At 75.4% G+C, this 24,989-nt stretch carries 27 protein-coding genes; 17 read left to right on the plus strand and 10 right to left on the minus strand.

All coding sequences use genetic code 11. The annotated features are described in order from the left end of the window. Positions 1-483 carry a MarR family winged helix-turn-helix transcriptional regulator gene (locus tag BLT39_RS19175; protein ID WP_207508179.1) on the minus strand — a complete coding sequence of 161 codons (483 nt, stop codon included), beginning with the start codon at positions 481-483 and terminating at the stop codon, positions 1-3. A 90-nt stretch (positions 484-573) separates the two neighbouring features. Between BLT39_RS19175 and BLT39_RS19180 the strand changes: the two genes are divergently transcribed. The 8 genes from BLT39_RS19180 to BLT39_RS19215 all read left to right on the plus strand — a co-directional run bounded on the left by BLT39_RS19180 (position 574) and on the right by BLT39_RS19215 (position 7,268). Next, positions 574-1,128 carry a YceI family protein gene (locus tag BLT39_RS19180; protein WP_091067792.1) on the plus strand — a complete coding sequence of 185 codons (555 nt, stop codon included), beginning with the start codon at positions 574-576 and terminating at the stop codon, positions 1,126-1,128. 71 nt (positions 1,129-1,199) lie between these two features. After that, entirely contained in the window at positions 1,200-1,964 is a 765-nt protein-coding gene (locus BLT39_RS19185) for an alpha/beta fold hydrolase (RefSeq protein WP_165640336.1), read from the plus strand. A 46-nt stretch (positions 1,965-2,010) separates the two neighbouring features. Beyond that, on the plus strand, positions 2,011-2,484 hold the full coding sequence (locus tag BLT39_RS19190; protein ID WP_091067799.1) for a MauE/DoxX family redox-associated membrane protein: 474 nt from the start codon (positions 2,011-2,013) through the stop codon (positions 2,482-2,484). Beyond that, entirely contained in the window at positions 2,481-3,242 is a 762-nt protein-coding gene (locus BLT39_RS19195) for a DsbA family protein (protein ID WP_091067802.1), read from the plus strand. Before BLT39_RS19190 ends, BLT39_RS19195 begins: the two co-directional genes overlap by 4 nt. Before the next feature lie 18 nt (positions 3,243-3,260). After that, positions 3,261-3,584 carry a hypothetical protein gene (locus tag BLT39_RS19200; protein ID WP_091067805.1) on the plus strand — a complete coding sequence of 108 codons (324 nt, stop codon included), beginning with the start codon at positions 3,261-3,263 and terminating at the stop codon, positions 3,582-3,584. A gap of 160 nt (positions 3,585-3,744) precedes the next feature. Further along, on the plus strand, positions 3,745-5,640 hold the full coding sequence (gene typA / locus BLT39_RS19205; protein WP_091068097.1) for a translational GTPase TypA: 1,896 nt from the start codon (positions 3,745-3,747) through the stop codon (positions 5,638-5,640). 255 nt (positions 5,641-5,895) lie between these two features. Then, the gene (locus BLT39_RS19210) at positions 5,896-6,393 is read left to right on the plus strand and encodes a DUF5994 family protein (protein ID WP_242658552.1); all 498 of its coding nucleotides are present in this window, start codon (positions 5,896-5,898) and stop codon (positions 6,391-6,393) included. Positions 6,394-6,428: 35 nt separating this feature from the next. After that, positions 6,429-7,268 carry a DUF1684 domain-containing protein gene (locus tag BLT39_RS19215; RefSeq protein ID WP_091068105.1) on the plus strand — a complete coding sequence of 280 codons (840 nt, stop codon included), beginning with the start codon at positions 6,429-6,431 and terminating at the stop codon, positions 7,266-7,268. Here BLT39_RS19215 and BLT39_RS19220 read toward each other — a convergent pair. Beyond that, positions 7,265-7,927, minus strand: a complete 663-nt coding sequence (locus BLT39_RS19220) for an SDR family NAD(P)-dependent oxidoreductase (protein WP_242658553.1) — start codon at positions 7,925-7,927, stop codon at positions 7,265-7,267. The genes BLT39_RS19215 and BLT39_RS19220 overlap by 4 nt on opposite strands. A gap of 131 nt (positions 7,928-8,058) precedes the next feature. On the opposite strand from BLT39_RS19220, the gene BLT39_RS19225 reads away from it, so the two are divergent. Both BLT39_RS19225 and BLT39_RS19230 read left to right on the plus strand, forming a co-directional pair. After that, positions 8,059-9,015 carry a Rossmann-fold NAD(P)-binding domain-containing protein gene (locus BLT39_RS19225; protein ID WP_091067811.1) on the plus strand — a complete coding sequence of 319 codons (957 nt, stop codon included), beginning with the start codon at positions 8,059-8,061 and terminating at the stop codon, positions 9,013-9,015. A 242-nt stretch (positions 9,016-9,257) separates the two neighbouring features. Further along, positions 9,258-9,959 carry a GNAT family N-acetyltransferase gene (locus tag BLT39_RS19230; RefSeq protein ID WP_207508181.1) on the plus strand — a complete coding sequence of 234 codons (702 nt, stop codon included), beginning with the start codon at positions 9,258-9,260 and terminating at the stop codon, positions 9,957-9,959. A gap of 91 nt (positions 9,960-10,050) precedes the next feature. Here the strand turns inward: BLT39_RS19230 and BLT39_RS19235 are convergent, their stop codons facing one another. From BLT39_RS19235 to BLT39_RS19255, 6 genes are all read right to left on the minus strand, one after another. After that, a complete protein-coding gene (locus BLT39_RS19235; RefSeq protein ID WP_091067815.1) occupies positions 10,051-11,034 on the minus strand; it encodes a sulfite exporter TauE/SafE family protein in 984 nt (327 codons plus the stop codon). Between the two features lie 77 nt (positions 11,035-11,111). Beyond that, positions 11,112-11,207: a putative leader peptide gene (locus BLT39_RS23475; protein ID WP_341349874.1), complete on the minus strand. Its 96-nt coding sequence runs from the start codon at positions 11,205-11,207 to the stop codon at positions 11,112-11,114. 27 nt (positions 11,208-11,234) lie between these two features. Next, on the minus strand, positions 11,235-12,632 hold the full coding sequence (locus BLT39_RS19240; RefSeq protein WP_091067818.1) for an MFS transporter: 1,398 nt from the start codon (positions 12,630-12,632) through the stop codon (positions 11,235-11,237). A 10-nt stretch (positions 12,633-12,642) separates the two neighbouring features. Beyond that, positions 12,643-13,644: an inorganic phosphate transporter gene (locus tag BLT39_RS19245; RefSeq protein ID WP_278247015.1), complete on the minus strand. Its 1,002-nt coding sequence runs from the start codon at positions 13,642-13,644 to the stop codon at positions 12,643-12,645. A gap of 7 nt (positions 13,645-13,651) precedes the next feature. Continuing rightward, positions 13,652-14,269, minus strand: a complete 618-nt coding sequence (locus BLT39_RS19250) for a DUF47 domain-containing protein (protein ID WP_091067822.1) — start codon at positions 14,267-14,269, stop codon at positions 13,652-13,654. Positions 14,270-14,317: 48 nt separating this feature from the next. Further along, a complete protein-coding gene (locus tag BLT39_RS19255; protein WP_091067825.1) occupies positions 14,318-14,899 on the minus strand; it encodes a sigma-70 family RNA polymerase sigma factor in 582 nt (193 codons plus the stop codon). A 29-nt stretch (positions 14,900-14,928) separates the two neighbouring features. On the opposite strand from BLT39_RS19255, the gene BLT39_RS23405 reads away from it, so the two are divergent. The 7 genes from BLT39_RS23405 (at position 14,929) to BLT39_RS19290 (ending at position 21,657) form a co-directional block, all read left to right on the plus strand. Next, positions 14,929-15,621 carry a zf-HC2 domain-containing protein gene (locus BLT39_RS23405; protein ID WP_278247016.1) on the plus strand — a complete coding sequence of 231 codons (693 nt, stop codon included), beginning with the start codon at positions 14,929-14,931 and terminating at the stop codon, positions 15,619-15,621. Beyond that, entirely contained in the window at positions 15,618-17,333 is a 1,716-nt protein-coding gene (locus BLT39_RS19265) for a copper resistance CopC/CopD family protein (RefSeq protein WP_091067829.1), read from the plus strand. The genes BLT39_RS23405 and BLT39_RS19265 overlap by 4 nt, the downstream gene beginning before the upstream one ends. A 28-nt stretch (positions 17,334-17,361) precedes the next feature. After that, positions 17,362-18,099 (plus strand): YcnI family copper-binding membrane protein, encoded by a 738-nt coding sequence (locus tag BLT39_RS19270; protein WP_091067832.1) that lies wholly within the window; start codon positions 17,362-17,364, stop codon positions 18,097-18,099. Next, on the plus strand, positions 18,096-18,758 hold the full coding sequence (locus BLT39_RS19275; protein ID WP_091067836.1) for an SCO family protein: 663 nt from the start codon (positions 18,096-18,098) through the stop codon (positions 18,756-18,758). Before BLT39_RS19270 ends, BLT39_RS19275 begins: the two co-directional genes overlap by 4 nt. A gap of 2 nt (positions 18,759-18,760) precedes the next feature. After that, on the plus strand, positions 18,761-19,798 hold the full coding sequence (locus BLT39_RS19280; RefSeq protein ID WP_242658554.1) for a hypothetical protein: 1,038 nt from the start codon (positions 18,761-18,763) through the stop codon (positions 19,796-19,798). A 50-nt stretch (positions 19,799-19,848) separates the two neighbouring features. Further along, on the plus strand, positions 19,849-20,820 hold the full coding sequence (locus BLT39_RS19285) for a DMT family transporter (RefSeq protein ID WP_091067841.1): 972 nt from the start codon (positions 19,849-19,851) through the stop codon (positions 20,818-20,820). A gap of 129 nt (positions 20,821-20,949) precedes the next feature. Then, the gene (locus BLT39_RS19290; RefSeq protein ID WP_091067843.1) at positions 20,950-21,657 is read left to right on the plus strand and encodes a M23 family metallopeptidase; all 708 of its coding nucleotides are present in this window, start codon (positions 20,950-20,952) and stop codon (positions 21,655-21,657) included. A 4-nt stretch (positions 21,658-21,661) separates the two neighbouring features. Here the strand turns inward: BLT39_RS19290 and BLT39_RS19295 are convergent, their stop codons facing one another. Beyond that, positions 21,662-22,336, minus strand: a complete 675-nt coding sequence (locus BLT39_RS19295; RefSeq protein WP_091067846.1) for a response regulator — start codon at positions 22,334-22,336, stop codon at positions 21,662-21,664. Continuing rightward, on the minus strand, positions 22,333-24,795 hold the full coding sequence (locus tag BLT39_RS19300) for an ATP-binding protein (RefSeq protein ID WP_091067850.1): 2,463 nt from the start codon (positions 24,793-24,795) through the stop codon (positions 22,333-22,335). Before BLT39_RS19300 ends, BLT39_RS19295 begins: the two co-directional genes overlap by 4 nt. Positions 24,796-24,989 lie beyond the last annotated feature (194 nt).

Genomic DNA, 24,989 nt, shown 5'->3' on the forward strand with positions numbered 1-24,989 from the left:
TCAGCGCGGCGGGGAGAGGTGCGCCTGCAGGGTCTGGCCGATGTCCTGCAGGGCGCGCACCTGCTCGGGGGTGAGCTGGTCGAACAGGTGGGTGCGCACGCTCTCCACGTGCACCGGAGCGGCCTGCTCGAGGGCGGCGAACCCCTCGTCGGTGAGGACGGCGAGCTGGCCGCGGCCGTCGTCCTCGCAGACCTGCCGGCGCACCCAGCCGCGCTCCTCCAGGCGGGAGACCGCGTGGGAGAGCCGGCTGCGGGAGGACAGGCAGCGGTCGGCGAGGTCGCTCATCCGCAGCGCCCGGCCAGGGGTCTCCGAGAGCTGCACCAGGATCTCGTAGTAGGCATGGGAGATGCCGGTGGCCCGGGTGAGGTCCCGGTCGAGGCGGTCCTGCAGGAGGAGGGTGCTGTAGAGCCAGGCCCGCCAGGCATGCTGCTCCTCGGCGGAGAGCCAGCGGGTCGGCTGCGGCACGGATTCCTGCTCGGACATGCCCAGAAGGGTACTAGCGGAATGCTCAAGCCTTCAACTACGCTACGGTCCAGCGCAGCAGTCAAGCGTTCAACGACTTCGGAGGTCACCATGACCAGCACGCAGATCCCCGGCTACCTGGCCGGCACCTGGGACATCGACGCCGCCCACTCGACGGTCGGGTTCTCCGTCCGCCACATGATGGTCAGCAAGGTGCGCGGGTACTTCACCAAGTTCGAGGGCGTGCTCGTCACGGCCGAGAACCCGGCCGAGTCCACCGTCGAGGCCACCATCGACATGGACTCGATCGACACCCGCCAGGAGCAGCGCGACGCCCACATCAAGAGCGCCGACTTCTTCGACACCGGCAACCACACGGTCATGACCTTCCGCTCCACCGCCATCAAGGCCAAGGGCGACGACTGGACCGTCGAGGGCGACCTCACCATCAAGGGCATCACCAAGCCCACCACCCTGGAGCTGGAGCTCAACGGCTTCGGGCCGGACGCCTACGGCGGCACCCGCGCGGGCTTCTCGGCCAAGACCGACATCTCCCGCAAGGAGTTCGGCGTCGACATCGACATGCCGATGGACGGCGGCGGCGTCGTCGTCGGCGACAAGATCTCCGTCGAGCTCGAGATCGAGGCCGTGCTCCGCACCGCCTGATCCGCACTCCCCAGGAGCCCCGGTACCCGAAGCGGTACCGGGGCTCCTGTGCGTCGGGCACGATGCGCGGCGTGACCGTCGACCTCGCCACCACCACGGAGGGCTCCGGCCCCCCGCTCGTCCTGCTGCACGGCATCACCGAGGACGCCTCGTTCTGGGCGCCGGTGGTCCCGCTGCTCACCCCGTGGGCCACGGTCACCACCGTCGACCTGCGCGGCCACGGCGCCTCGCCGGACGGCGGGGGCTACGACCTCGAGGACATGGCCGACGACGTCGCCGCCACCTTCGGGGACGAGCCGCCGCTGGTGGTCGGGCACTCCCTCGGCGGCCTGCTCGCGGTGGTCGTCGCCGCCCGGCACACCACCCGCGGCGTCGTCGACGTCGACCAGCCGCTGGCCCTGGGCGGGCTGCAGGCCGGCGTGCAGCAGGCCGCGCCGCTGCTGCGCGGGTCGGGTGCGGAGTTCGAGGGCTTCATGACGGCGATGTTCGCCTCCATGCAGGGCGGCACGCCCGACGTCGAGGCCGCCGCGCTCGCCGTGCGCCGCCGTCCCCGGCAGGACGTCGTGACCGGCATCTGGACCCCGCTGCTGGACTGGTCGCCGGCCGAGCTGGACGCCTTCGTCGAGCGGACGGCGGCCGCGGTCACCGTGCCGGTGCTGTCGCTGCACGGCCTGGACCCGGGCCCGGACTACGCCGCCTGGCTGACCGCCCGCGTCCCCACCGCGACCGTCGAGCACTGGACCGACGACGACGGCGCCGACCTCGGCCACCACCCGCACCTGCGCCGGCCGGAGCGGTTCGCAGCCCGCGTCCGGGAGTTCGCCAGCGGACTCTGAGCCCGTTCCCAGGAACTCCGGGGGGTCCGCGGACGACAGTGCCCCCGTGCGGTCCGACGAGGTGCGCCCCTGGCTGGCGACGGCCGCCCGGCTGCTGCTGGGCGGCGTCCTCGTCGTGGCCGGCGCGCTGAAGTTCCCCGACCCGGCCGCCGCCGTGCGCGCGGTTCGCGCCTACCAGCTGCTGCCCGAGCCGCTCGTCGCGCCGGTGGCCTTCGGGCTGCCCGCGGTCGAGGTGGTCGTCGGGCTGGCGCTGCTGGCCGGCGTGCTGGTGCGCGCGGCCGCGGTGGCCACCGCGGTGCTGATGGTGGTCTTCCTCGTCGGCATCGTGTCGGCCTGGGCCCGTGGCCTGCAGATCGACTGCGGCTGCTTCGGCGGCGGTGGCCAGGTGGCCGCGGGGGAGACCCGCTACCTGTCGGAGACCCTCCGCGACACCGCGCTGCTGCTGGTCGCCCTCGCGCTGGCCCGGTGGCCGCACTCCCGTCTCGCCCTCGCCTCCCGTCTGGAGCCCGCCACCCCATGAGCACGTCGACGAAGAAGGAAGCCGCCCGGCAGCGGATCGCCGCCAAGCGCGCCGCGGAGGCCGCCGCCCGGGCCGCCGAGCAGCGCCGCCGCCGCACCGTCGTCGGCGGGGTGGTGGCCGCGGTGGTCGTGGTGGTGGCCGTCGTCGTGGCGATCGTGGTGCAGACCGGCCGGACGTCGACCGCCGCCGACGCGGCCAGCCCGGGCAACCTGTCGGCCGGCGGCAACGGCTACACGTTCTCCGTGGGCACCGGCCCGGTCACCGTGGACGTCTACGAGGACTTCCAGTGCCCCAACTGCAAGGCCTTCGAGGACGCGGCGGGCTCGACGCTGGAGCAGCTGCAGCAGTCCGGCGCCGTGACGATCGTCTACCACGGCATGGCGTTCCTGGACTCCTCGCGCAACGACGACTACTCCACCCGCGCGCTCAACGCCGCGGCCGTGGTCGCCTCCGACGCGGGGACGGCGGCCTACCAGCAGTTCCACGACCTGCTCTACGCCAACCAGCCCGACGAGCAGACCGGCAGCGGGCTCACCGACGACCAGCTGGTCTCCTACGCCGAGCAGGCCGGGGCCACCGGCGAGGACGTCGCCACCGACATCCGCGACCTGGTCTACGGCGACTGGGTCAAGGACGCCACCGACCAGGCCTCGAAGGACGGCGTGACCGGCACCCCCACCGTCTTCGTCGACGGCACGCAGCTGTCCGACCTGTCCGCCGACGGCCTGCGCACGGCCGTCGAGGACGCGGCCGGCTGATCCGGGGACACTGGAGCCATGACGACGTCCACCCCGGTCCGCACCTCCCTGCCCAGCGCGCTGCCGGTCGCCGTCGGCCTGGCCGCCGGTTTCGCGATCGCGCAGGGCACCGGCGTCCGGGCCCTGGGCGGCGCGGTGTTCGTCGCCGGCGGCGTGGCCGCCGGCTGGCTGTGGCGCCGCCGCCGCGGCTGGGCCGTCACCGCCGGGCTGGCCGCGGTCTACCTGGTGGCGTTCGTGCTCGCGCACGTGCTGGCCATCGGCGTGGGCTGGCCCGCGTGGCTGGCCGTGGGCACCGTGACGGTGGTGGCCGCGGCGATCACCTACGGCGTCGCCGACCGCTGAGCCCCGCCGTCCCGGTCGCCGGGGACCCCGCGCGGGGGAGGGGTGACCGCGCACACGCCGGGGGAGGTCGCCGGAGCGCCTACCATGGGAAGGTCGCCGGTCGGCGACCCCGCGGCGTGAGGCGCTGCGACATCCCCGAGCTCCTGAGGTGCTGTTCCGCATGCCCACCCGCAACGACCTGCGCAACGTGGCGATCGTCGCCCACGTCGACCACGGCAAGACGACCCTCGTGGACGCGCTGCTCCGGCAGGCCGGCGCACTCGGCCGCGCCAAGGGCGAGGGCACCGACAACGACTCCACGCAGGACCGGGTCATGGACTCCATGGACCTGGAGCGCGAGCGCGGGATCACCATCCTCGCCAAGAACACCGCCATCCGGCTGGCCGACGCCGACGGCAACCCCGTCGTGGTCAACATCGTCGACACCCCCGGCCACGCCGACTTCGGCGGGGAGGTCGAGCGCGGCCTGTCGATGGTCGACGGCGTCGTGCTGCTGGTGGACGCCTCCGAGGGCCCGCTGCCGCAGACCCGCTTCGTGCTGCGCAAGGCGCTGGGCAAGGGGATGCCGGTCATCCTCGCGGTCAACAAGACCGACCGCGCCGACGCCCGCATCGAGGAGGTCGTCGACGAGTGCTACGAGCTGTTCATGGAGCTGCTCGAGGACGCCGGCCTGCCCGCGGAGACCCTCGAGTTCCCGATCGTCTACTGCAACGGCCGCACCGGCCAGGCCTCGCTGACCAAGCCCGAGAACGGCACCGTCCCCGACAGCCCGGACCTCGGCCCGCTGGTCACCACCCTGCTGGACACCATCCCGGCCCCGACCTACGACGCCGAGGAGCCCCTGCGCGCGCAGGTCACCAACCTCGACGCCTCGCCGTTCCTCGGCCGCCTGGCGCTGCTGCGCATCCACTCCGGTGAGATGAAGCGCGGCCAGCAGGTCGCCTGGTGCAAGGTCGACGGCACCATCACCCGGGTCAAGATCACCGAGCTGCTGGTGACCGAGGGCCTCACCCGCACCCCGGCCGACAGCGCCGGCCCCGGCGACCTGGTCGCCATCGCCGGCATCGAGGACATCGGCATCGGCGACACCCTGGCCGACCCCGAGGACCCCCGCCCGCTGCCGGCCCTGACCGTCGACGAGCCCTCCATCTCGATCACCATCGGGATCAACACCTCGCCGCTGTCGGGCAAGTCGGGCAAGAAGGTCACCGCCCGCCTGATCAAGAACCGGCTGGACCAGGAGCTGGTCGGCAACGTCTCGGTGCGCATGCTGCCCACCGAGCGCCCCGACACCTGGGAGATGCAGGGCCGCGGCGAGCTGGCGCTGGCGATCCTGGTCGAGCAGCTGCGCCGCGAGGACTTCGAGCTCACGGTCGGCCGTCCGCAGGTGGTCACCAAGATGATCGACGGCAAGCTGCACGAGCCGGTCGAGCGGGTCACCATCGACACCCCCGGCGAGTACGTCGGCACGCTGACCCAGGCGCTGGCCATCCGCAAGGGCCGGCTGGAGAACCTGGTGCACCACGACACCGGCTGGGCGCGGATGGAGTACGTCGCCCCCTCGCGCGGGCTGATCGGGTTCCGCACCGAGTTCCTGACCGAGACCCGCGGCACCGGCGTGTTCAACCACGTGCTCGAGGGCTACGAGCCGTGGCTGGGCGAGATGCGTGCCCGGCCCACCGGCTCGCTGGTCGCCGACCGCGCCGGCGTGGCGACCACCTACTCGATGTTCTCCCTGCAGGAGCGCGGCCAGATGATGGTCGAGCCGGGCTCGGAGGTCTACGAGGGCATGCTGGTCGGTGAGAACTCCCGTCCCGACGACATGGACGTGAACATCACCAAGGAGAAGAAGCTCACCAACATGCGCAAGTCCACCTCCGAGGAGCTCGAGCGGCTGATCCCGCCGCGCGTGCTCAACCTGGAGCAGGCGCTGGAGTTCTGCGCCGAGGACGAGTGCGTCGAGGTCACGCCCACCGTCGTCCGCATCCGCAAGGTCGAGCTCGACCAGACCGTCCGCGGCCGCCAGCGGAACAAGAAGCCCAAGGTCGGCGAGTAACCACCGCCCCCCGACGGCCCCGCGCGGCCGTCACCCGACGCCCAGGGCCCACTCCCGACCGGGAGTGGGCCCTGCGCGTCGTCCGACGCCGAGCACAGGAAGCGGGTGCAGGCGCGGGGTCACGCACGGTGAGGGCTGGCCGTGGGGCGCGCGGGGCCGGTGGGGCGCCGCGTGTCCGCGCCGGGTGCACAGGCGGCGGTCCTAGCGTTCACCCGTCGGGGGATCGACACGGGGTTCGAGCGAGGGGTGGTGCCGGTGGCCGACCGGGCGGCGTGGATCGGGGAGCAGGAGCTCCCGGGGTTCCGCGGAGGCATCGACGCGCGGGTCAGCCTGCGCACGGACGCCGGTCCCGGCCTGCACGGCGCGTGGTGGCCCCGCTCGACCGACCTCGCCGTCGAGCTGCCCGAGCTGGTCGCCGCGCTCGCCCGCCGGGGCGTGCACGTCACCCGCTTCACCTACCCCTTCGCCACCTGGCACGCCGTCCCGCGCAAGCTCGCCGTGGGTGACCGGCTGGTGCGGGTGGGCGGGTTCGCCACCGGTGACCCGCAGCTGGTCTGGCTGACCTGTGCACCCGACGACCTGCACCTGGAGCTGCTCGTCGTCCCGCCGGGCACCGAGGCGCTGTTCAGCGCCCGGGCGATGCGGATGGCGTCGGTGCCGGGGGCGGCCCGCAGCGCCCGCGCGGTCCTCGCCGCCGCCGGCCGGCACCCGGCACTGCGCACCGGGGAGATCCCGGTCCAGACCGCCGGCTGAGGACTACCCGGCGCCCCGGTGTGGTTGTGCAGGCCATGACCAGCACCCTGCAGCAGACCTTCGCCGACGAGTGGGCCGCCTGGCACCGGGACCGCGAGGAGCGGCTCACCGACCCGCACGGCTTCCTCGCCGTCACCTCGCTGACCTGGCTGGGCGAGCAGCCCGTCACCGCCCCCGGCGCCCCCGGTCGCTGGTCGGCCGACGCCCGCGGCGTCGTGGTCGACCTCGCCGACGGCGAGACGCTCCTGGTCGAGGGCGCCCCCGTGCAGGGCGAGCACGTCATCGGCGAGCTGGGGCTGCGGGAGAGCCGGCTGCTGCTGGCCGGCGAGGTGGGCGTCGAGGTCGCCGAGCGCGGCGGCCGCTACGTCGTCCGGGTGCGCGACCCCCGCTCCCCGCTGCTGGCCGCCCACCCCGGCACCCCCGCCTTCCCGGCCGACCCGCGCTGGTCGGTGCCCGGCCGGTTCGTGCCCTTCGAGGCGCCGCAGCCGACCACGGTCCCCGGCGTCCTGGAGGGCGTGGAGCACGTCTACGACGCCCCCGGCACCGTGGAGTTCACCCTCGACGGCACCGACTACGCGCTGCGCGCCTTCCCGGGCCACGGCGACGGCGACCTGACCGTGCTGTTCTCCGACGCGACGTCGGGGGACACCACGTACCCCTTCCGGTCGCTGCACCTGGTGCCCGGGGCCGACGGCGGCGTGCAGGTCGACCTCAACCGGGCGGTCAACCTGCCCTGCGCCTACACCGACCTGGCCACCTGCCCGACCCCGCCGGCGGAGAACCGGTTGCCGATCGCGGTCGAGGCGGGGGAGCGGACGCCGACCGTGCGCGGCTCCGCCCGCCCCACCGACGACGGGGCGGTGCTCGCCGGTTAGTCGGAGCCCTCGACCTGGAAGCGGAAGTCGCTGCGGCCGGTGTGCAGGTCCCACAGGTGGCCGGCCATCACGTCGGGGCCCTTCACCGGGTCGCCGTCGACCATCGCGCCGGGGATGACCAGCTGCGCGACGTGGATGCCCTCGTCGGCCAGCACCTCGTGCAGCATCTGCGCGTAGGCGGTCAGCCCGGCGAAGGCCACGCTGGTCCCGGCGACGCCGGCGTTGGGCACGACGGCCGAGCCGCCGTTGACGAACAGGATCGAGGGCTTCGCGCCGTCGGGCAGGTAGCGCATGCCCGGGAGCACCTGCCGGACGGCGGCCACCGGCCCGTAGATCGAGAACTCCACCGGCCCGACCAGGTCGGCAGCGGTGGTCTCCAGCAGCGGGCGCAGGAAGGTCTTGTCCGGCAGCGGGCTGTACTGCAGCACCTCGATCGGCCCCATGGCCTGGCTGACCGTGTCCAGGGTGTGGGTGATCGAGTCGGGGTCGCGGACGTCGGCGACGAACCCGCCCGCGGTGATCCCCTCGCCCGACAGCTCGGACGCGAGGTCGGTCACCCGCTGCTGGTTGCGGGCCACGAGCGCGATGTCGTAGCCCTCCTTGCCGAACCTGCGGGCGGTCTCCGCGCCCAGCCCGCGTCCTGCTCCGATGATGGCCATGACCGGCATGCCGGACCTCTTCCTGGTGGGGTGCACGTCGGAGGAGCCCCTACCCGTTCGGTCGCGCGCAACGCATCGGCTGTCGGCGAACCGGCTGGACGCCGGCCCGGGGGCGCCCGGAGGGTGGGGGCATGCGACTGCTCGTGCTCGGCGGCACCCACTTCCTCGGCCGGCACGTGGTGGACGCGGCCCGCGCGGCCGGCCACGACGTCGCCGTTCTGACCCGCGGTGTCTCCGGGCACCCGCCGGACGGCGTCCGGGCCCTCCGGGCCGACCGGGACGACCCGCTGCCGGCCGACGTGCTGGCGTGGGCGCCCGACCTCGTGGTCGACACCTCGTGCCAGACCCGCGCGGCCGCCGAGCACGCCACCGCGCTGGACCCCCGCGGGTACGCCTTCGTGTCCAGCCTCAACGCCTACCGGGGCTGGCCGCCGGGGCCGCTGCGCGGGGAGGACGAGCCGACCTGGGACACCGACGACGACGAGTACGGCCCGGTCAAGGCGCACGCCGAGCGCGTGCTCGGCGCGGCGTTCGGCGACCGGTTCCTGACCGCCCGCGCGGGGCTGGTGGCCGGCCCGCACGACCGGCTGCACCGGCTGGGCTGGTGGCTCGAGCGGATCGCCGCGGGCGGGCCGGTCGTCGTCCCCGACGCGCTCGACCAGCCGATCGCGCTGGTCGACGCCCGCGACCTGGCCGGCTGGCTGGTCGAGGTGTGCGGGCAGGCGTCGGGGTCGGTGAACACCACCGGGCCGGCCGGGATGACCACCCTCGGCGGGCTGCTGGACACCTGCCGGGAGGTCACCGGCGGCGACGCGGAGTGGGTCGTCGTCGATGAGGCCGCGCTGCTGGACGCCGGCGTGCAGCCCTGGCTGCACCTGCCGTTCTGGCTGCCGGCCGACGTCGCCGTCACCGCCTGGGACGTCGACACCGCGCGGGCGCGGCAGCTCGGGCTGCCCAGCCGGCCGCTGCACGACACGGTGGCCGACACCTGGGCGTGGCAGCAGCAGGCCGTCCGCCCGGCCCCTCCGCCCGGTCGCGACCTCCCCGGCCTGCCCCCCGAGCTGGAGGCCCGCCTGCTCGCTGGTTGACCCGCGCGAGCGCCACCTGGTCCATGCCATGACGCGGACACACGGGCGCCGGCGCGGGTCAACCCGGTTGACGAGCGCGCTGGGATGGAGCCGTGGCGACTCTGCACCGCCCTGCGGTGGACGACCTGTCCGACGTGCTGGCGGCGATGGTCGGGTGGCCGCGGGCCGGGCAGCCGGTGCCGCTGCACGTCGGGGACCTCGGCTGAGCCTGGCGGCTCGGGCCCGACGCCGTGGCGGCCGCGGTGCGCACCTGGCGGCGGGACGGCGTGGTGGTGGCCGTCGGGTTCCACGACGGGCCGGAGGTGGTCCGGTTGGCGGTCGACCCGGCCGCGGCGGAGGACGCCGAGCTCGCCGGGGCCGTGCACGCCTACCTGCGCACGGACGCGGCCCCGGCCGACGTCGAGGTGCGCGCCTGGCCGGTGCTGCACGACCGGCTGACCGGTGCCGGGTGGACGCCGGGCGAGCCGTGGACGCCGCTGGTCCTCGACCTGGCCGACCCGGTCCCGGACCCGGGCATCGACGTGGAGGTGGTCACGGCCGACCGCGCCGAGGCCTGGACCGCTGTCCACCAGGCCGCCTTCGGGATGGCCGGGGCACCGAGGACCGACCGCTGGACGACGATGGCCGCAGGTCCCGCGTGGGAGCGCGCCACCTGCCTGCTCGGGCACGATGCCTCGGGCAGCGCGGTGGCCGGTGCCGTCGTGTGGGCTGCCGACCCGGGACTCCCCGGGCTGGTCGAGCCGCTGGGCGCCCACCCCGACCACCGGGGTCACGGGTACGGCGTGGCGATCACCCGGGCGGCCGCGGCGGCGCTGCGGTCCGCGGGGTCGTCGCAGGCCTGGGTGGCCACGCCCGCGGCCAACACCGGCGGCGTCGCCGCCTACGCCTCGGCCGGGTTCACCCGCCTGCCCGACGTCCGCGACCTCTCCCGCCCCCGGACGTGATCATGGGGTTGTCGCTCGGGGACACGCCGGCCAGCGGCGGGTCACCGGCGACAACCCCATGATCAACAGGTGTCCGCTGCGGGCAGCGGCGTCAGTCGCGGGGGTCCCGGGGGCGGCCGGCGCGCACGCCGTCCTCGTGGTGGCGCGAGGCCTCGCGGACGAGCTCCTCGCGGCGCTCGGCCTCCAGGCGCTGCGCGGCCTCGACGGACTCGGCGGCGGTGTCGGCGCGGTACTGCTTCCACGACCAGGCCACCGCGGCGACCCAGCCGGCGACGACCACGGCGTAGACCGGCCAGCGCACCGCGTCGGGGACGTCGGAGGCGCTGAACAGCGACCGGGTGTTGGTGAACACGATGATCCCGCCGACCGCCGAGCCGAGCAGCCGCGGCGGCACGTGCCGGACGAGCCACGCCGCGATCGGGGCGGCGACCAGGCCACCGATGAGCAGGCCGGCGACCCAGACCGCGTCGATGCCCTGGGTGCCCAGCGACAACAGGAAGCCCAGGGACGCCGACACCGCGATGAGGAACTCGGAGGTGTCGATCGAGCCGATCACCTTGCGGGGCTCCATCCGGCCGCTGGCCAGGATGGCGGGCGTGCCCACCGGGCCCCAGCCACCACCGCCCGTGGCGTCGACGAAGCCGGCCACCAGCCCAAGCGGCCCGAGGAAGCGCTTGCGCATCGGCCGGCCGAGGTTCTGCCTGTTCAGCCCGCGGAAGGTGAAGCGCAGCAGCACGTAGAGGCCCAGCACGAGCAGGATGGCGCTCATCAGGGGGGCGGCGACCGAGGTGTCCAGGGCGGACAGGAAGGTCGCACCGGCGAAGGCACCGACCGCGCCGGGCAGGCCGATCTTCGCCACGACCTTCCAGTCGACGTTGCCGAACCTCCAGTGCGACAGGCCCGAGGCCAGCGTGGTGCCGATCTCGGCCAGGTGCACGGTGGCCGACGCGGCGGCCGGGCTGGCGCCGACGACGAGCAGCAGGGTCGTGGAGGTGACGCCGTAGGCCATGCCGAGGCTGCCGTCGACGAGCTGGGCGCCGAGGCCCACCAGGGCGAACAGGACGAGGGTGCGCACGAGCGGTCTCCAGGGTGGGGGAGGGGTGGAGGGTCCCCGGCCGCGCCGAGGTCAGGGCGGCGAGGCCCTGGCGGAGGTCAGCGGGCGCAGCAGGCCGCGGCGGTGACGCGTGCGAGGTCGACGTGGATGCGGCCCACCAGGTAGTCACCCGGGAGCAGGCAGGACGTCGGCACGGGCCCATTGTCCACCAAGGCGATGGACTAAGGGGCAGTGCTTCCCACCAGGTGGGACGGGCGCAGGGAGACCAGGGACACGAGCCCCCCGGTGACCAGCAGGACGGCGCACAACCGCAGGGCCAGCGCGTAGCCGTCGGTGAACGTCTCCGGCCGGGGGTGGTCGTCGCCGGAGAGCCCCACCGCCAGGGGCAGCGCGGCCACGGCGAGCAGCTGGGCGGCCCGCGCGACGGCGTTGTTCACCCCGCTGGCCACCCCGGCCAGCCGGTCCGGGGCGGCGTCGAGCACGGTGGCCGTCAGCGGCGCCACGGTCAGCGCCATCCCGAGGCCGAACAGCACCGACCCGGGCAGCACCGCGGTCACCCACCGCGACCCGGCGTCCACGAAGGACAGGTAGGCCACCCCGGTCGCGGCGACGAACGGGCCGACCGTCATCGGCAGCCGCGGGCCCGTGCGGGCGGCCAGCGCCCCGGCCCGGGAGGACAGCAGCGAGATGATCAGGATCGAGGGGACGACGGCCGCCCCGGCGGACAGCGCGTCGTAGCCCAGCACGGTCTGCAGCTGCAGCACCAGGAAGAACGACATCCCACCCATCGCGCCGTAGACGGCCAGCGTGGTCAGGTTGGCGCCGCTGAACCGGCGGTCGGCGAACACGCCCAGCGGCAGCATCGGGTCCGCCGCCGTCCGCTCCCGGACCACGAAGCCCGCGGCCGCGGCCAGGCCGACCGCCAGCGCGACCCAGGTGCCGGGTCCGCTGCCGGCGTCGATGAGGGCGTAGGTGGTGCCGCCCAGCGCGAGGGCGGCCAGGGCCGAGCCGGCGACGTCGAACCGGCCGTGGTGGCCCTCGTCGCGGCTCTCGGGCACGTGCCGCAGCGAGACCAGGACGACGGCGACCGCCAGCGGCACGTTGAGCAGGAACACCCACCGCCAGCTCACCGCGTCGACGAGGAACCCGGCCAGGAACGGCCCGCCGAGCCCGGCGATGCCGCCGAGCCCGGACCACAGCCCGATGGCGCGGCCGCGGTCGGCGTGCGCGAACGAGGACTGGATGATCGACAGCGACCCCGGCACCAGCAGGGCCCCGCCGATGCCCTGCAGCACCCGGGCGGCGACCAACAGCCCCGTCGAGGGCGCCAGGCCGCACAGCAGCGAGGCGGCGGCGAACCACACCACGCCGACCAGGAAGACCCGCCGACGGCCGTACCGGTCGCCGAGCGCGCCGCCCAGCAGGATCAGCGCGGCCAGGGCCAGCGTGTAGCCGGTGACCGTCCACTGCAGGCCCGACAACGACGAGCCGAGGTCGCGGCCGATGGTGGGCAGCGCGACGTTGACCGCGGTGGCGTCCAGGAACGCCATCGCCGAGGCCAGCACGGTGGCCAGCAGCGTCCACCGGGCCGGTGCCGTGCCCAACCGGAGCTCGGGCACGTCTCTCCTGTCAGCCGACGACCGCGTGCACCACGTAGTAGACACCCGCCGCGACCGCCCCGGCGGCGGGCAGGGTGAGCACCCAGGCGACCACGATGTTCCCGGCCACGCCCCAGCGCACCGCCGACAGCCGGCGGGTGGCGCCCACGCCCATGATCGAGGTGGTCGTGATGTGCGTGGTGGACACCGGGACGGCGAACACCGTCGCCGTGGTGACCATGACCGCCGAGGCGACGGTCTGCGCGGAGAACCCGCCCGCCGGGGTGAGCTGGATGATCCGCCGGCCGAGGGTGCGCATGATCCGGAAGCCGCCGGCGTAGGTGCCGGCGCTGATCGCCAGCGCCGCCGCCAGGATCACCCACAGCGGCACCTCGAAGGTGTCGATCTGCCCGGAGGTGACCAGCGCGAGGGTGATGATGCCCATCGTCTTCTGCGCGTCCTGCAGGCCGTGGCCCAGCGCCATCGTCGCGGAGCTGACGATCTGGGCGTACCGGAAACCGCGGTTGGCCCGGGTCACGTTGGCGCCCCGGAAGGACCACAGGATGGCCAGCATGAACAGGTAGCCCAGCCCGAAACCGACCAGCGGCGACAGCACCATCGGGACGACGACCTTCTCCACGATCCCCATCCACTGCACCGAGTGGACGGCGGCCAGCGCGGCCCCGACCAGCCCGCCGATGAGCGCGTGGGACGAGGAGCTGGGCAGCCCGAAGTACCAGGTGATGAGGTTCCAGGTGATCGCGCCCATGAGCGCGGCGAACACGATCTGCAGCCCGCCGGCGCCGCTGGGCGTGTCGATGATCCCCGCGCCCACGGTCTTGGCGACCTCGGTGGAGATCAGCGCACCGACCAGGTTCATCACCGCGGCCAGCGCCAGCGCGACCCGGGGGGTCAGCGCCTTGGTGGAGACGGCGACGGCGATCGAGTTGGCGGCGTCGTGGAAGCCGTTGGTGTAGTCGAAGGCCAGCGCGACGACGACGATGACGACCATCGCCAGGAAGAGCCCGTCCACGGCGGGGTCAGGACTCCTTGACCGCGATGGTCTCGACGACGTTGGCCACGTGCTCGAAGGCGTCGGCGGCCTCCTCGAGCTGGTCGGCCACCTCCTTGAGCTTGAGGATCTCCAGCGCGTCGAACTCCCCGGAGTACAGCCGGGAGAGCAGCCGGCGGTAGAGCTTGTCCGCCTCGTTCTCCAGGCTGTTGACCTCGATCCAGTAGTCCGACAGGCCCTTCATCGCCTTCAGCCGGGGCATCGCGTCGGCGGTGACCTGGGCGCAGCGCTGCAGCAGGGCGACCTGCTGGCCCATCTCGGGGGGCAGCGTGCCCAGCCCGGTGAGGACGACGAGGTCGGCGGCGGCCTCGATGGCGTCCATGACGTCGTCCAGGTCGCTGGCCAGGTTGTAGATGTCCTCCCGGTCGAACGGGGTGACGAAGCTGGAGTTCAGCTGGCGGAAGACCGCGTGCGTGGCGTTGTCGCCCTTGTGCTCGAGGTCGCGCAGCGTGCGGGCGAGCTCCGCGCGGCGGAGGTGGTCGTGCACGAAGTCGCCGAGGACCCCGGTCGCCTCGACGAGGTTGACCGCCGAGGCGGTGAACATGTCGTAGAAGCTCGAGTCCTTGGGCGTCAGGCTGAAGGGCACGCCAGGAGCCTAGAGCCCCCTTGCGTACACCAACCGTTCACCTGCGCGTCACCTAGCCCGCGCGCCGCCGGCCCGTCCGTCGTCGGCCTGCTCGTCGGCCTGCTCGTCGGCCAGGGCGTCGACGAGGTCGCCGCGGGCCCGGGCGACCCGGGAGCGGATGGTGCCCACCGGCACCCCGGCGACCTCGGCCGCCTCCGCGTAGGGCAGCCCCATCAGCTGGGTCAGCACGAACGCCTCGCGCCGGTCGGGGTGCAGCCGGGCCAGCAGGTCGTCGACGGCGGCGCCCTCGCCGGTGCGGTCGGCGCCGTCGGTGCGCTCCAGCAGCTCGTCGTCGCCGACCAGCACCAGCCGGCGCCGCCGCCGCGAGCGGATGGCGTCGGCGCAGGTGCGGCGGGCGATCGACAGCAGCCAGGTGCGCACGGTCGACCGGCCGGCGAACCGGTGCAGCGAGCCGAACGCCCGCAGGTAGGTCTCCTGGGTGAGGTCGTCGGCGGACTGCCGGTCGCCCAGGTGCGCGCACAGCCGCCAGACGTCGGCCTGGGTGGCGCGCACCAGCGCCGCGGCGGCCAGCGGGTCCCCGTCGGCGGCGTCCCGGGCGACCCGGGCCAGCTCGTCGACGGGTTCGCTCACGCACCCCAGTCTGACCTGTGACCGCGGCCATGCCGACCCCCGGGAACTGGGGGCCCTTCCCCGGCGACCACCAGTCCATGCACTGCGAGCGTTTCCGCGAGGCGGCGTCGGCCCGGATGGACGGCGAGGGCTCCCCGGTCCCCGCCGCGGCCCTCGACGCGCACCTCGATGCCTGCACCTCGTGCTCCCGGTGGGTGGCCACCGCCGGCACGCTCACCCGCCGCGCCCGGCTGGCCCCCGCGCCCGCCGTCCCCGACCTGACCGCCGCGGTGCTCGCCGCGCTGCCCGACCGGCTGCCCGGCGCCGCGGCGGCCGCCCGGTCGCGGCTGGTCACCACCGCGCTGCGGCTGGCCCTGCTGGCCGTGGGCGTGGCGCAGATCGGCCTGGCCACCCCGTCGCTGCTGGACGGCGCCGGAGCGATGAGCGCCCCTGTGCACATGGCGCACGAGACCGGCGCGTGGAACCTCGGCCTGGCGGTCGCCTTCCTCGCCTGCGCCGCCGCCCCCCGGCTGGCCCCCGGTGCGCTGCCCTTCCTGGTCACCTTCACCGTGGTGCTCACCGTGACCACCGTCGCCGACCTGGAGTCCGGCCACGTGCACGCCGACCGGGCGGTCGGGCACCTGCTGCTGCTCGTCGGGCTGCTGCTCACCGCCGCGCTGGCCTGGCGCGGGCGCCGGCGGCGGACCGCCGGCGCCGCCGCCGGGGTGCGGGTGCTCGCGTGAGGCGGCTGGTCCTGGTCCTGCTGGGCGGGGTCGCGGTGCTGCTGGGCACCGCGGGCCCGGCCAGCGCGCACGCCACCCTGGTGACCTCCTCGCCGGCCGACGGCGCCCGGGTGGACGCCGCCCCCGGCGAGGTGACCCTGGAGTTCGACGAGTCGGTGTCGCTGGGCGCCGGCTACGCCCGGGTGCTCGGTGCCGACGGCGAGCGGGTGGACACCGGCGCCGCCTCGGTCACCGACGACGTGCTGACCATCCCGCTGCGCGACGGGCTGCCCGACGCCAGCTACGTCGTCACCTGGCGGGTCGTGTCCGCCGACTCCCACCCGGTCTCGGGCGCCTACGCCTTCGTCGTCGGGGACGGCGAGCTGGTGCCGGCCACCGACGTCGAGGCCGGCACCGACGTCGACCCGGTCGTGGCGACCCTGCTGCCCGTCGCCCGCTGGCTCGGCTTCGGCGGCCTGGCCCTCGGGCTGGGCATCACGGTCGTGCTGGCGTTGTGCTGGCCGGCCGGCTGGGCCTCCCGGCGGGCGCGGTCGCTCACCGTCGCCGGGCTCGGCGCGGTCGGGGCGGGGGCGTTGCTGTCGTTCCTGCTGCAGGGGCCCTACGCCGCGGCGACCGGGCTGTCCGGCGCGGTCGACCCGCAGCTGCTGGGCACCACGCTGGGCTCGGCCTACGGGACCACCCTGCTCGTGCGGGTCGTCCTCGTCGCCGCCCTCGCCGCGCTGGTCGTCCTGCGGCCGGCGGCCGGTCCACCCGGTCGGCCGTGGCTGGCCGTCGCCGGTCTGCTCGGGCTGGGCCTGGTGGTGAGCACCGCCGCGGTCGGCCACCCGGTCGCCGGTGCGCTCCCCGGGCTGGCGGTCGTCGTGACCACCGTGCACGTGGCCGCGATGACCGTCTGGCTGGGCGGGCTGGTGCTGCTGCTGGCCGTCGTGCTGCGGCCCGGGGTGCCGGCCGGCGAGCTGGGCTCCGCACTGCCCCGGTACAGCCGGCTGGCCGCGGGGTCGGTGGCCGCGCTGGTGGTCAGCGGGGTGGTGCAGTCCGTCCGCGAGGTCGGCTCACCCGCCGCGCTGGTGTCCACCACGTACGGCTGGCTGCTGGTCGCCAAGCTCGGCCTGGTCCTCGCGCTGCTGGCCGCCGCCGGGGTCAGCCGGGTGTGGGTGCAGCAGCGCCTGGGCGCCCCGCGCCCGGGCGGGCGCCGGGTCGTCGCGCACGCGTACAGCGCCGAGGAGGAGGCCGCCGCGGCGCAGCGCACGCAGACCGCGGTGGCCGACGTCGCGCCCTTCCGGCGGTCGGTGCTCCTCGAGGTGGCGGTCGCCGCCGTCGTCCTGGCCCTGTCCGCGGTGCTGGTGGGCACCCCGCCGGCGAAGGCCGCGCTGGCCCAGCCGGTCGACGTCACGCTGCCGCTGCAGTCGGCGACCGGCACCGACGGCAGCGTGCAGCTGTCCCTGGACCCGGCCCGGCCGGGCAGCAACGCGCTGCACGTCTACCTCTTCGACGCGCAGGGGCAGCTCGCCCAGCCCCGGTCGCTGAGCGTCACGCTCACCGAGCCGGAGCAGCAGATCGGCCCGCTGGAGGTCGACCTGCAGCCCGCCGGACCCGGCCACTCCACCGGCGACGCCGCCATCCCCACCGCCGGCACCTGGACGGTCACCGTCGCCGTCCGGCTCGACGAGTTCACCGCGCTCACCGCGCAGACCACGTTCCCCGTCCGCTGACGCGGGCGACCCCCACCGAAGGAGAAGCATGTCCCGCACCCTCCGCCGCGCCGCCGTCCTGGCCGTGGCGACCGCCGCCACCCTGGTGGCCGGCACCGGCATCGCCTCGGCGCACGTCCGGGTGTCCTCCGACGACGCCGTCCCCGGCGGCTACGGCGTGATGACCTTCCGGGTGCCCAACGAGAGCGACACCGCCAGCACGGTGTCGCTGCGCATCCAGCTGCCCACCGACAGCCCGCTCACCTTCGTGCAGGCCGAGCCGGTGCCGGGCTGGACGATCACCCAGACCACCACCCAGCTCGACCCGCCGGTCGAGGCCGACGGCGACACCGTCACCGAGGCGGTCAGCGTCGTGCAGTTCAGCGCCGCCGACGGCGGCGGCATCGCGCCGGGGCAGTTCCAGGAGTTCCGGCTGCTCGGCGGGCCCTTCCCGGACGCCGACAGCCTGACCCTGCCCGTCGTGCAGACCTACAGCGACGGCACCGAGGCGGCCTGGATCGAGCCGACCGTCGAGGGCCAGGACGAGCCGCAGAGCCCGGCCCCGGTGCTGAGCCTGACCGGCGGGACGGGCGAGGCGGCCGCCGACGCCCACGGCTCGGGGGACACCGACACCGACACCGACACCGCCTCCTCGGCGACCCCGGCCGGCGACGACGGCGACGGGCTGGCCGTGACCGCGCTGGTCCTGGGCGGGCTCGGGCTGCTCGCCGGGGTCGCCGGGCTCGTCCTGGGCCTGTCGGCACGCCGACGTACCGTGGGGCAGTGACCACCCGACGACGGGCCCGACGGGCAGTGGCGCCGGCGCTGCTGGCCGCGGGTCTCCTGCTGGCCGGCTGCGGCGGCACCGCCGAGGCCGACGCGGGCCACGACCACGCCGCCGGCGAGGCCCCGGCCACGGTGTCGGGCCCGAGCAACCCCTACGACGGCCTGTACCTGCAGAGCCCGTACCAGAAGCCGGAGTTCACCCTCACCGACCAGTCGGGTGCGGCCTACGACTTCCAGGCGCAGACCGCCGACGGGCCCACCCTGCTGTTCTTCGGCTACACGAACTGCCCCGACATCTGCCCCACGACGATGGCCGACGTCGCCGTCGCGCTGCAGACCGTCGACCCGGCGGTGGCGGAGAGGACGCACGTCGTCTTCGTGACCACCGACCCGACCCGGGACAGCCCGGAGGTGCTGGGGGAGTACCTGGCGCGCTTCGGCACCGGCGTCGCCCCGGCCATCGTCGGGCTCACCGGTGACCAGTCGCAGATCGACGCCGCGCAGCTGGCCGCCGGGGTCCCGCTGGCCGAGGACATGGGCCAGCAGCACTCCTCCCTGCTGCTGCTCTACGGGACCGACGGCGAGGCCAGCGTGGCCTTCGACGCCGGCAACACCTCCCGCGACATCGCCCACGACCTGGCCCTCGTCGCCGCGGAGTGAGCGTGCTGCGCGCCCGGGTGCTCGCCGTCCTGGTCGGGGTGGTGGGGGTCCTGGCGCTGGCCGGGCCGGCGTCGGCGCACGTCGGCGACGGCCGGGCCGGCAGCGACTTCGACGGCCGCGTCCTCGCGGTGACCCCGGCGCTGCCCGGGGTCACCGTGCGGGTGCTGCAGTTCGGCGACGAGCTCGAGGTGGTCAACCCGACCGGCACCGAGCTCGCCGTCCCCGGGTACTCCGGGGAGCCCTACCTGCGCATCGGGCCCGACGGCGTCTGGCGCAACCGGCTCAGCCCGGCGACCACGATCAACCTCGACCGGTACGGGCGCACCCCGCTGCCGGCCGACGCCGACCCGCTGGCCGCCCCCGACTGGGTGCAGGTCAGCACCCAGCCGTCCTACACCTGGCACGACCACCGCACGCACTGGATGAGCGAGGGCCAGCTGCCCCCGACGGTGGCCGCCGACCCCACCCGCGACCACGAGGTCCTCGCCTGGACCGTCCCGATGGCCTACGGCGGCACCGACGTCGCCGTCACCGGCGAGCTGACCTGGTCGCCCCCGCCGCCGGGCTGGCTGGTCTGGCCGCTCTACGCCGCCCTGCTCGTCGCGGTGGTGGCGGCCGGCGTGCGCGGGCCGGCACCGCTGGCCGGTGCGCTGGGCCTGGGTGCGGGCGCCTCGCTGTGGCACGCGCTGGCCACCCCGGTGCCGGCGGTGACCCAGAGCTCGCACACCGGGGCGCTGCTGTCGGCCCTGCTGCCCGCGCTGCTGGTCACCGCGGTGGCCGTGCTCGGCATCCGCGCCGCGCGCCGCGGGCGGGCCGGGCTGACCGGGGTGCTGGCCGTGGTGGCCGGCTGGCTGCTGCTCGTGCAGGGCCTGCCCGACGTCGACGTGCTCTGGACGGCGAACGTGCTGGCCACCGGGCCGGCGCTGCTCGCCCGGGCCGCGGTGGCGGTGCTGCTGGCCGGCGGGCTGGGCCTGGTCGTCGGCGGCGCGCTGGCCGCCCGCCGGGCCCGCCGGGTCGAGACCGAGCCGCTGCCGGCCTGAGCGCGCGCCCCGGCCGACGCCGGGCGCGCGGTCGTGGCAGGCTCGCAGCCGTGCGCGACGTCGTGGAGGTCCTGGCCGCAGCCGGGCCGCACCGCGGGGGATCGCCGAACCTGGCGCTCTCGGTGCTGCTCGCCCTGCTCTCGGCGTGCGCGTTCGCGGTGTCCACCGTGGTGCAGCACCGCGCGGCCACCGTCGCCGGGCAGGACCTGCCGCAGGGCGCGGTGCTGCGGCTGGTCGGCAAGCTGGTGCGCAACAAGGCCTGGATCGGCGGCCAGGCCGCGGCGCTGAGCGGGTTCTGCCTGCACGCCGCGGCGCTGAAGTTCGGCCCGGTCGTGGTGGTGCAGCCCCTGCTCTCCGGTGGGCTGGTCATCTCCCTGGCCCTGGGTGCGCTGGTCGACCGCCGGCACCCCGACCGGCTGCTGCCGGAGAAGGGCCAGTGGATCGCCGCCGGCGTGGTGGCGGTGACCCTCGGCCTGTTCGTCGTCTCGGCCCGGCCCGACCACGGCGGGGCCTTCGCCCGGCCCGGCCCGCTGCTGGTCTGCGTGGGCGCCGCGGCCGCGACGATGCTGGTGGCGGCGCTGTGGGCGCTGCGACCCGGGGCGCCGCACAAGGCGCTGGCGCTGGGCCTGGGGGCGGGGTTCGGCTTCGGCATCACCGGCCTGCTGCTCAAGGACGTCGTCGCCCACCCGCCGGGCGACCTGCTGACCAGCTGGACCACCTACCTGCTGCTCGCCTCGGGCGCGGCGTCGATCACCTTCGCGCAGTGGGCCTACCAGTCCGGCCAGCTCATCGAGTGCCTGCCGGTGATGGCCATCCTCGAGCCGCTGGTCGCCGTCGGGCTGGCCGCGCCGGTGTACGGCGAACGGCTCGCACCCGGGTTCCTCGCCACCACCGGGCAGGTGGTCGGCGTCGTCGGGCTGGTGGCCGGCGTCGCCGTGCTGGCCCGCCGCACGGCCGCCCGGGAGACCACGGGGGTGCCCCTCGCGGTGCCCGCACCGGCACCTGCGCCTCCGCCCACCTGAGCCCGAATTACACCGATGTCATTTTCCTGGCGGCGTGTCGAGGGCGACGCGCCGTACAGGGGGTCACAGACGGGTCACGGCTCGTTACGTTGCGGGCGACGGATGTGGCGGTGACGAGGGGGACGCAGGATGGCGGGTCGGGACGCGGTGGGCCGGGGACGCAGCGGTCGGGGGCGCCGTCCGGCCGCCCTGCTGGTCGCGTTGGCCCTGGGCGGCGTCCTGGCCGGGGTGCTGGGTCTGCCGGGCACCGCGCCCGCCGGGGCCACCGAGGACGTCGCGGTCGCCGAGGCGCTCGCCGCGTCGGAGAACTCGGCGTTCGAGGCCGACACCATGCCGCAGATGGCGATCACCGAGGCGCAGGCGCAGCAGCGGCTGGCCGAGGTCGCCGCCTCCCGCGCCCAGCGCGACGCCGAGGCCGCGGCCGCCGCCGAGGCCGCCCGCCCGAAGGCGGTGCTGCCCGTCGACGGCGCCCGGATGACCACCTGCTTCTGCATGCGCTGGGGCCAGATGCACTACGGCATCGACCTGGCCGCCCCGATGCTGACCCCGGAGTACGCGGCCGAGGACGGCGTGGTCATCCGCGCCGGTGCCGCCAGCGGCTACGGCCAGGCCGTCTACATCCTGGGCGTGAGCGGCGACGTGACCATCTACGGGCACATGGAGGAGATCGAGGTCTCCGCCGGCGACGCGGTCGAGGCCGGGCAGACCATCGCCCTGCTGGGCAGCCGCGGCCAGTCCACCGGCCCGCACCTGCACTTCGAGGTGCACTCGGGGGGGCTGGACGGCGAGCCGGTCGACCCGGTGGAGTGGCTGCGCGACCGCGGCGTCGAGGTCTGAGACCTCAGGGCGTGAAGCGGTAGCCCATCCCGGGCTCGGTGTGCAGGTACCGCGGGTGCGCGGGGTCGGGCTCGAGCTTGCGGCGCAGCTGGGCGGTGTAGACCCGCAGGTAGTTGGTCTCCCGCTCGTAGGCCGGGCCCCACACCGACTGCAGCAGCTGCTTCTGGCCCACCAGCCGGCCCGGCGCGCGCACCAGCTCGCTCAGCAGCGCCCACTCGGTCGGGGTCAACCGCACGGGGACGCCGTCCACGGTCACCTGCCGGGCGGCCAGGTCGACGGTGAAGTGGTCGGTGACCACCACCGGCTCGGCCGGGGCGTCGGAGCGCCGGCGCAGCAGCGACCGCAGCCGGGCCAGCAGCTCGTCCATGTCGAAGGGCTTGGTCACGTAGTCGTCGGCGCCGGCGTCGAGGGCGTCGACCTTGTCGCGGCTGTCCGAGCGGGCCGAGAGCACCAGCACCGGCCCGGTGAACCAGGGCCGCAGCCCGGCGAGCACCTCGGTGCCGTCCAGGTCGGGCAGGCCCAGGTCCAGGACGACGACGTCGGGGTGGGCCGCCGCGGCCTCGCGCAGCGCCGCGGCGCCGTCGGGCGCGGTGACCACCTCGTGGCCGGCGGCGCGCAGGGTGATCCGCAGCGCCCGCAGGAGCTGCACGTCGTCGTCCACGACCAGCACCCGGCTCATGCCGCGACCTGCAACGACAGCACCATCGTCAGCCCGCCGCCGGGGGTGTCCTCGGCGTCCAGCGTGCCGCCCATCGCCTCGGTCAGCCCGCGGGCCACCGCCAGGCCGAGCCCGACGCCGTGCCCGGACGGCGCGTCGCCCAGCCGCTGGAAGGGTGCGAACACCCGCTCCCGGTCCGCGGCCGGCACCCCCGGTCCGCGGTCGACGACCCGCAGCTCCACCCGGTCGGGCAGGCAGCCGGCGGTGACCGCCAGCGGCCCGGCCGGGGCGTGCTTGGCGGCGTTGTCGACCAGGTTGGCCACCACCCGCTCCAGCAGGCCGGGGTCGGCCAGCACCGGCGGCAGGTCGTCGGGGGCGGTCACGGTGACCCGGGTCGGGTCCTCCAGCCAGGTCAGCGCCCGGTGCACCACGCCCACCAGGTCGGCCGGCGCGGTCACCGGGGTGACGGCGCCGGCCTGGAGCCGGCTCATGTCCAGCAGGTTGTCCACCAGCCCGGCCAGCCGGTCGGCGGACTCGTCGACGGTCTCGACCAGCTCGGCGCGGTCGGCGTCGGTGAGCGCGAGCTGGGTGGAGCGCAGCGCGGAGGAGGCGGCCTTGATGCCGGCCAGCGGCGTGCGCAGGTCGTGGCTGACCGCGGCCAGCAGCGCCGTCCGCATGCTGTTGCCGGCGGCCAGCCGGTCGGCCTCGGCGGCCGCCGCGGCCAGCCGGCCCTGCTTGAGCGCGACGGCGGCCTGCTCGGCGAAGGCGACCAGCACCCGCCGCTCGCCGGGTGCCAGGCCGCGGCCGGTGAGCTGCAGCTGCAGGGTGTCGGTGACCGCGACCGTGTCGACGTCCCCGGTGGGTTCCCCGCAGGAGCCGACGACGGTCCCGGACTCCACCAGGGCAACCGACTGCAGCCCGAAGGCCTCCCGGACCTTCTCCAGCATCGCCTGCATGCCCCCGCCGCCGGCCAGCACCGACCGCGACAGCGACGCCAGCAGCGCGGTCTCGGCGCGCGACCGGGCCGCGGTGGTGGCCCGCTGGGCCGAGCGGTCGACCACGGTGGCCACCGCGACCGCCACCACCAGGTAGCCCACGAGGGCGACGAGGTCGTCGAGCCGGGCGACGGTGAGCCGGCCGGTGGGCTGGGTGAAGAACCAGTTCTCGACCAGCGCCCCGACGACGGCGGCCAGCAGCGCCGGCCAGAGCCCGCCGACCAGCGCGACGGCGACGACCAGCAGCAGGAAGACCAGCAGCACGCTGGCCAGCGACAGCGCCGAGCCCGCGGCCAGGCACCCGAGCGTGACCGTCGGGATCCCGAGCACGGCCAGGGCCAGCCCGGCCCACCGGCGGCGCGCGGTGAGCGCACCGGTGAGCGGGGGCAGCCGCAGGCCTCGGGAGCCGGCGGCGGAGTGGGTGACGATGTGCACGTCGATCTCGCCGGACCCGGCGATGACCGCCCCGCCCACGCCGCCGCGGAACGCCCGGGCCCAGATGGTGCGGCGGGACGTGCCCACCACGAGCTGGGTGGCGTCGGCACCGCGGGCGAACTCCAGCAGCGCCGCGGCGACGTCGTCGGAGACCACCTGGTGGTAGCTGCCGCCGAGGGACTCCACCAGCGCCCGCTGCGCGCGCAGCGCGGCGGGGGAGGCGCCGGTCAGCCCGTCCGAGCGCAGCACGTGCACGGCCAGCAGGTCGCCGTCGCCCTGCCGCCGCGCCACCCGGGACGCGCGCCGGATGAGCGTCTCGCCCTCGGGCCCGCCGGTCAGCGCCACGACGACGCGCTCGCGGGTCTCCCAGACGTGGTCGATGTCGTGCTCGGCGCGGTAGCGCCGCAGGCCCTCGTCGACCCGGTCGGCCAGCCACAGCAGGGCCAGCTCGCGCAGCGCGGTCAGGTTGCCGACCCGGAACCAGTTGCCCATCGCCGCGTCCACCCGCTCGGGCGGGTAGACGTTGCCGTGGGCCAGCCGCCGGCGCAGCGCCTCGGGGGACATGTCGACCAGCTCGACCTGGTCGGCCCGGCGGACCACCTCGTCGGGCACGGTCTCGCCCTGGGTGACCCCGGTGATCTGGGCGACGACGTCGGTGAGGCTGGCCAGGTGCTGCACGTTGACGGTGGTGACCACGCAGATGCCGGCGGCGACGAACTCCTCGACGTCCTGCCAGCGGTACTCGTTGCGCGACCCGGGGGCGTTGGAGTGGGCGAGCTCGTCGACCACCACCACCTCGGGGTGGCGGGCCAGCACGCCGTCGACGTCCAGCTCCGGCAGCGCCACGCCGCGGTGGGTGACCACGGCGCGGGGGAGGACCTCCAGGCCCTCCAGCTGGGCGGCGGTCCGGTCCCGGCCGTGGGTCTCGACCACGCCGACGACGACGTCGGCGCCGCGCTCGGCGCGGCGGCGTGCCTCGCCCAGCGCGGCGTAGGTCTTCCCGACGCCGGGTGCGGCGCCCAGGTAGACGCGCAACGTGCCCCGGCCCATGCCCCCATGATCACCCCGCCCGGCCACGGGGCGGTCCAGCCGGGCGTCAAGGACCCGTCAGGATCGCCCGCCGGGGTGAGGACCGCCGCGCCGGCCGGCCGGTGTCCGGTGGCGGCGGTCACCGGGCATCAGGACGGCGTCAAGGGCGGCGCAGTGCGGCGTCAAGGACCCGTCAAGGCCGGGTGCGGCCGGTC

The organism is Klenkia brasiliensis (assembly GCF_900100695.1).
Taxonomy (GTDB): Bacteria; Actinomycetota; Actinomycetes; order Mycobacteriales; family Geodermatophilaceae; genus Klenkia; species Klenkia brasiliensis.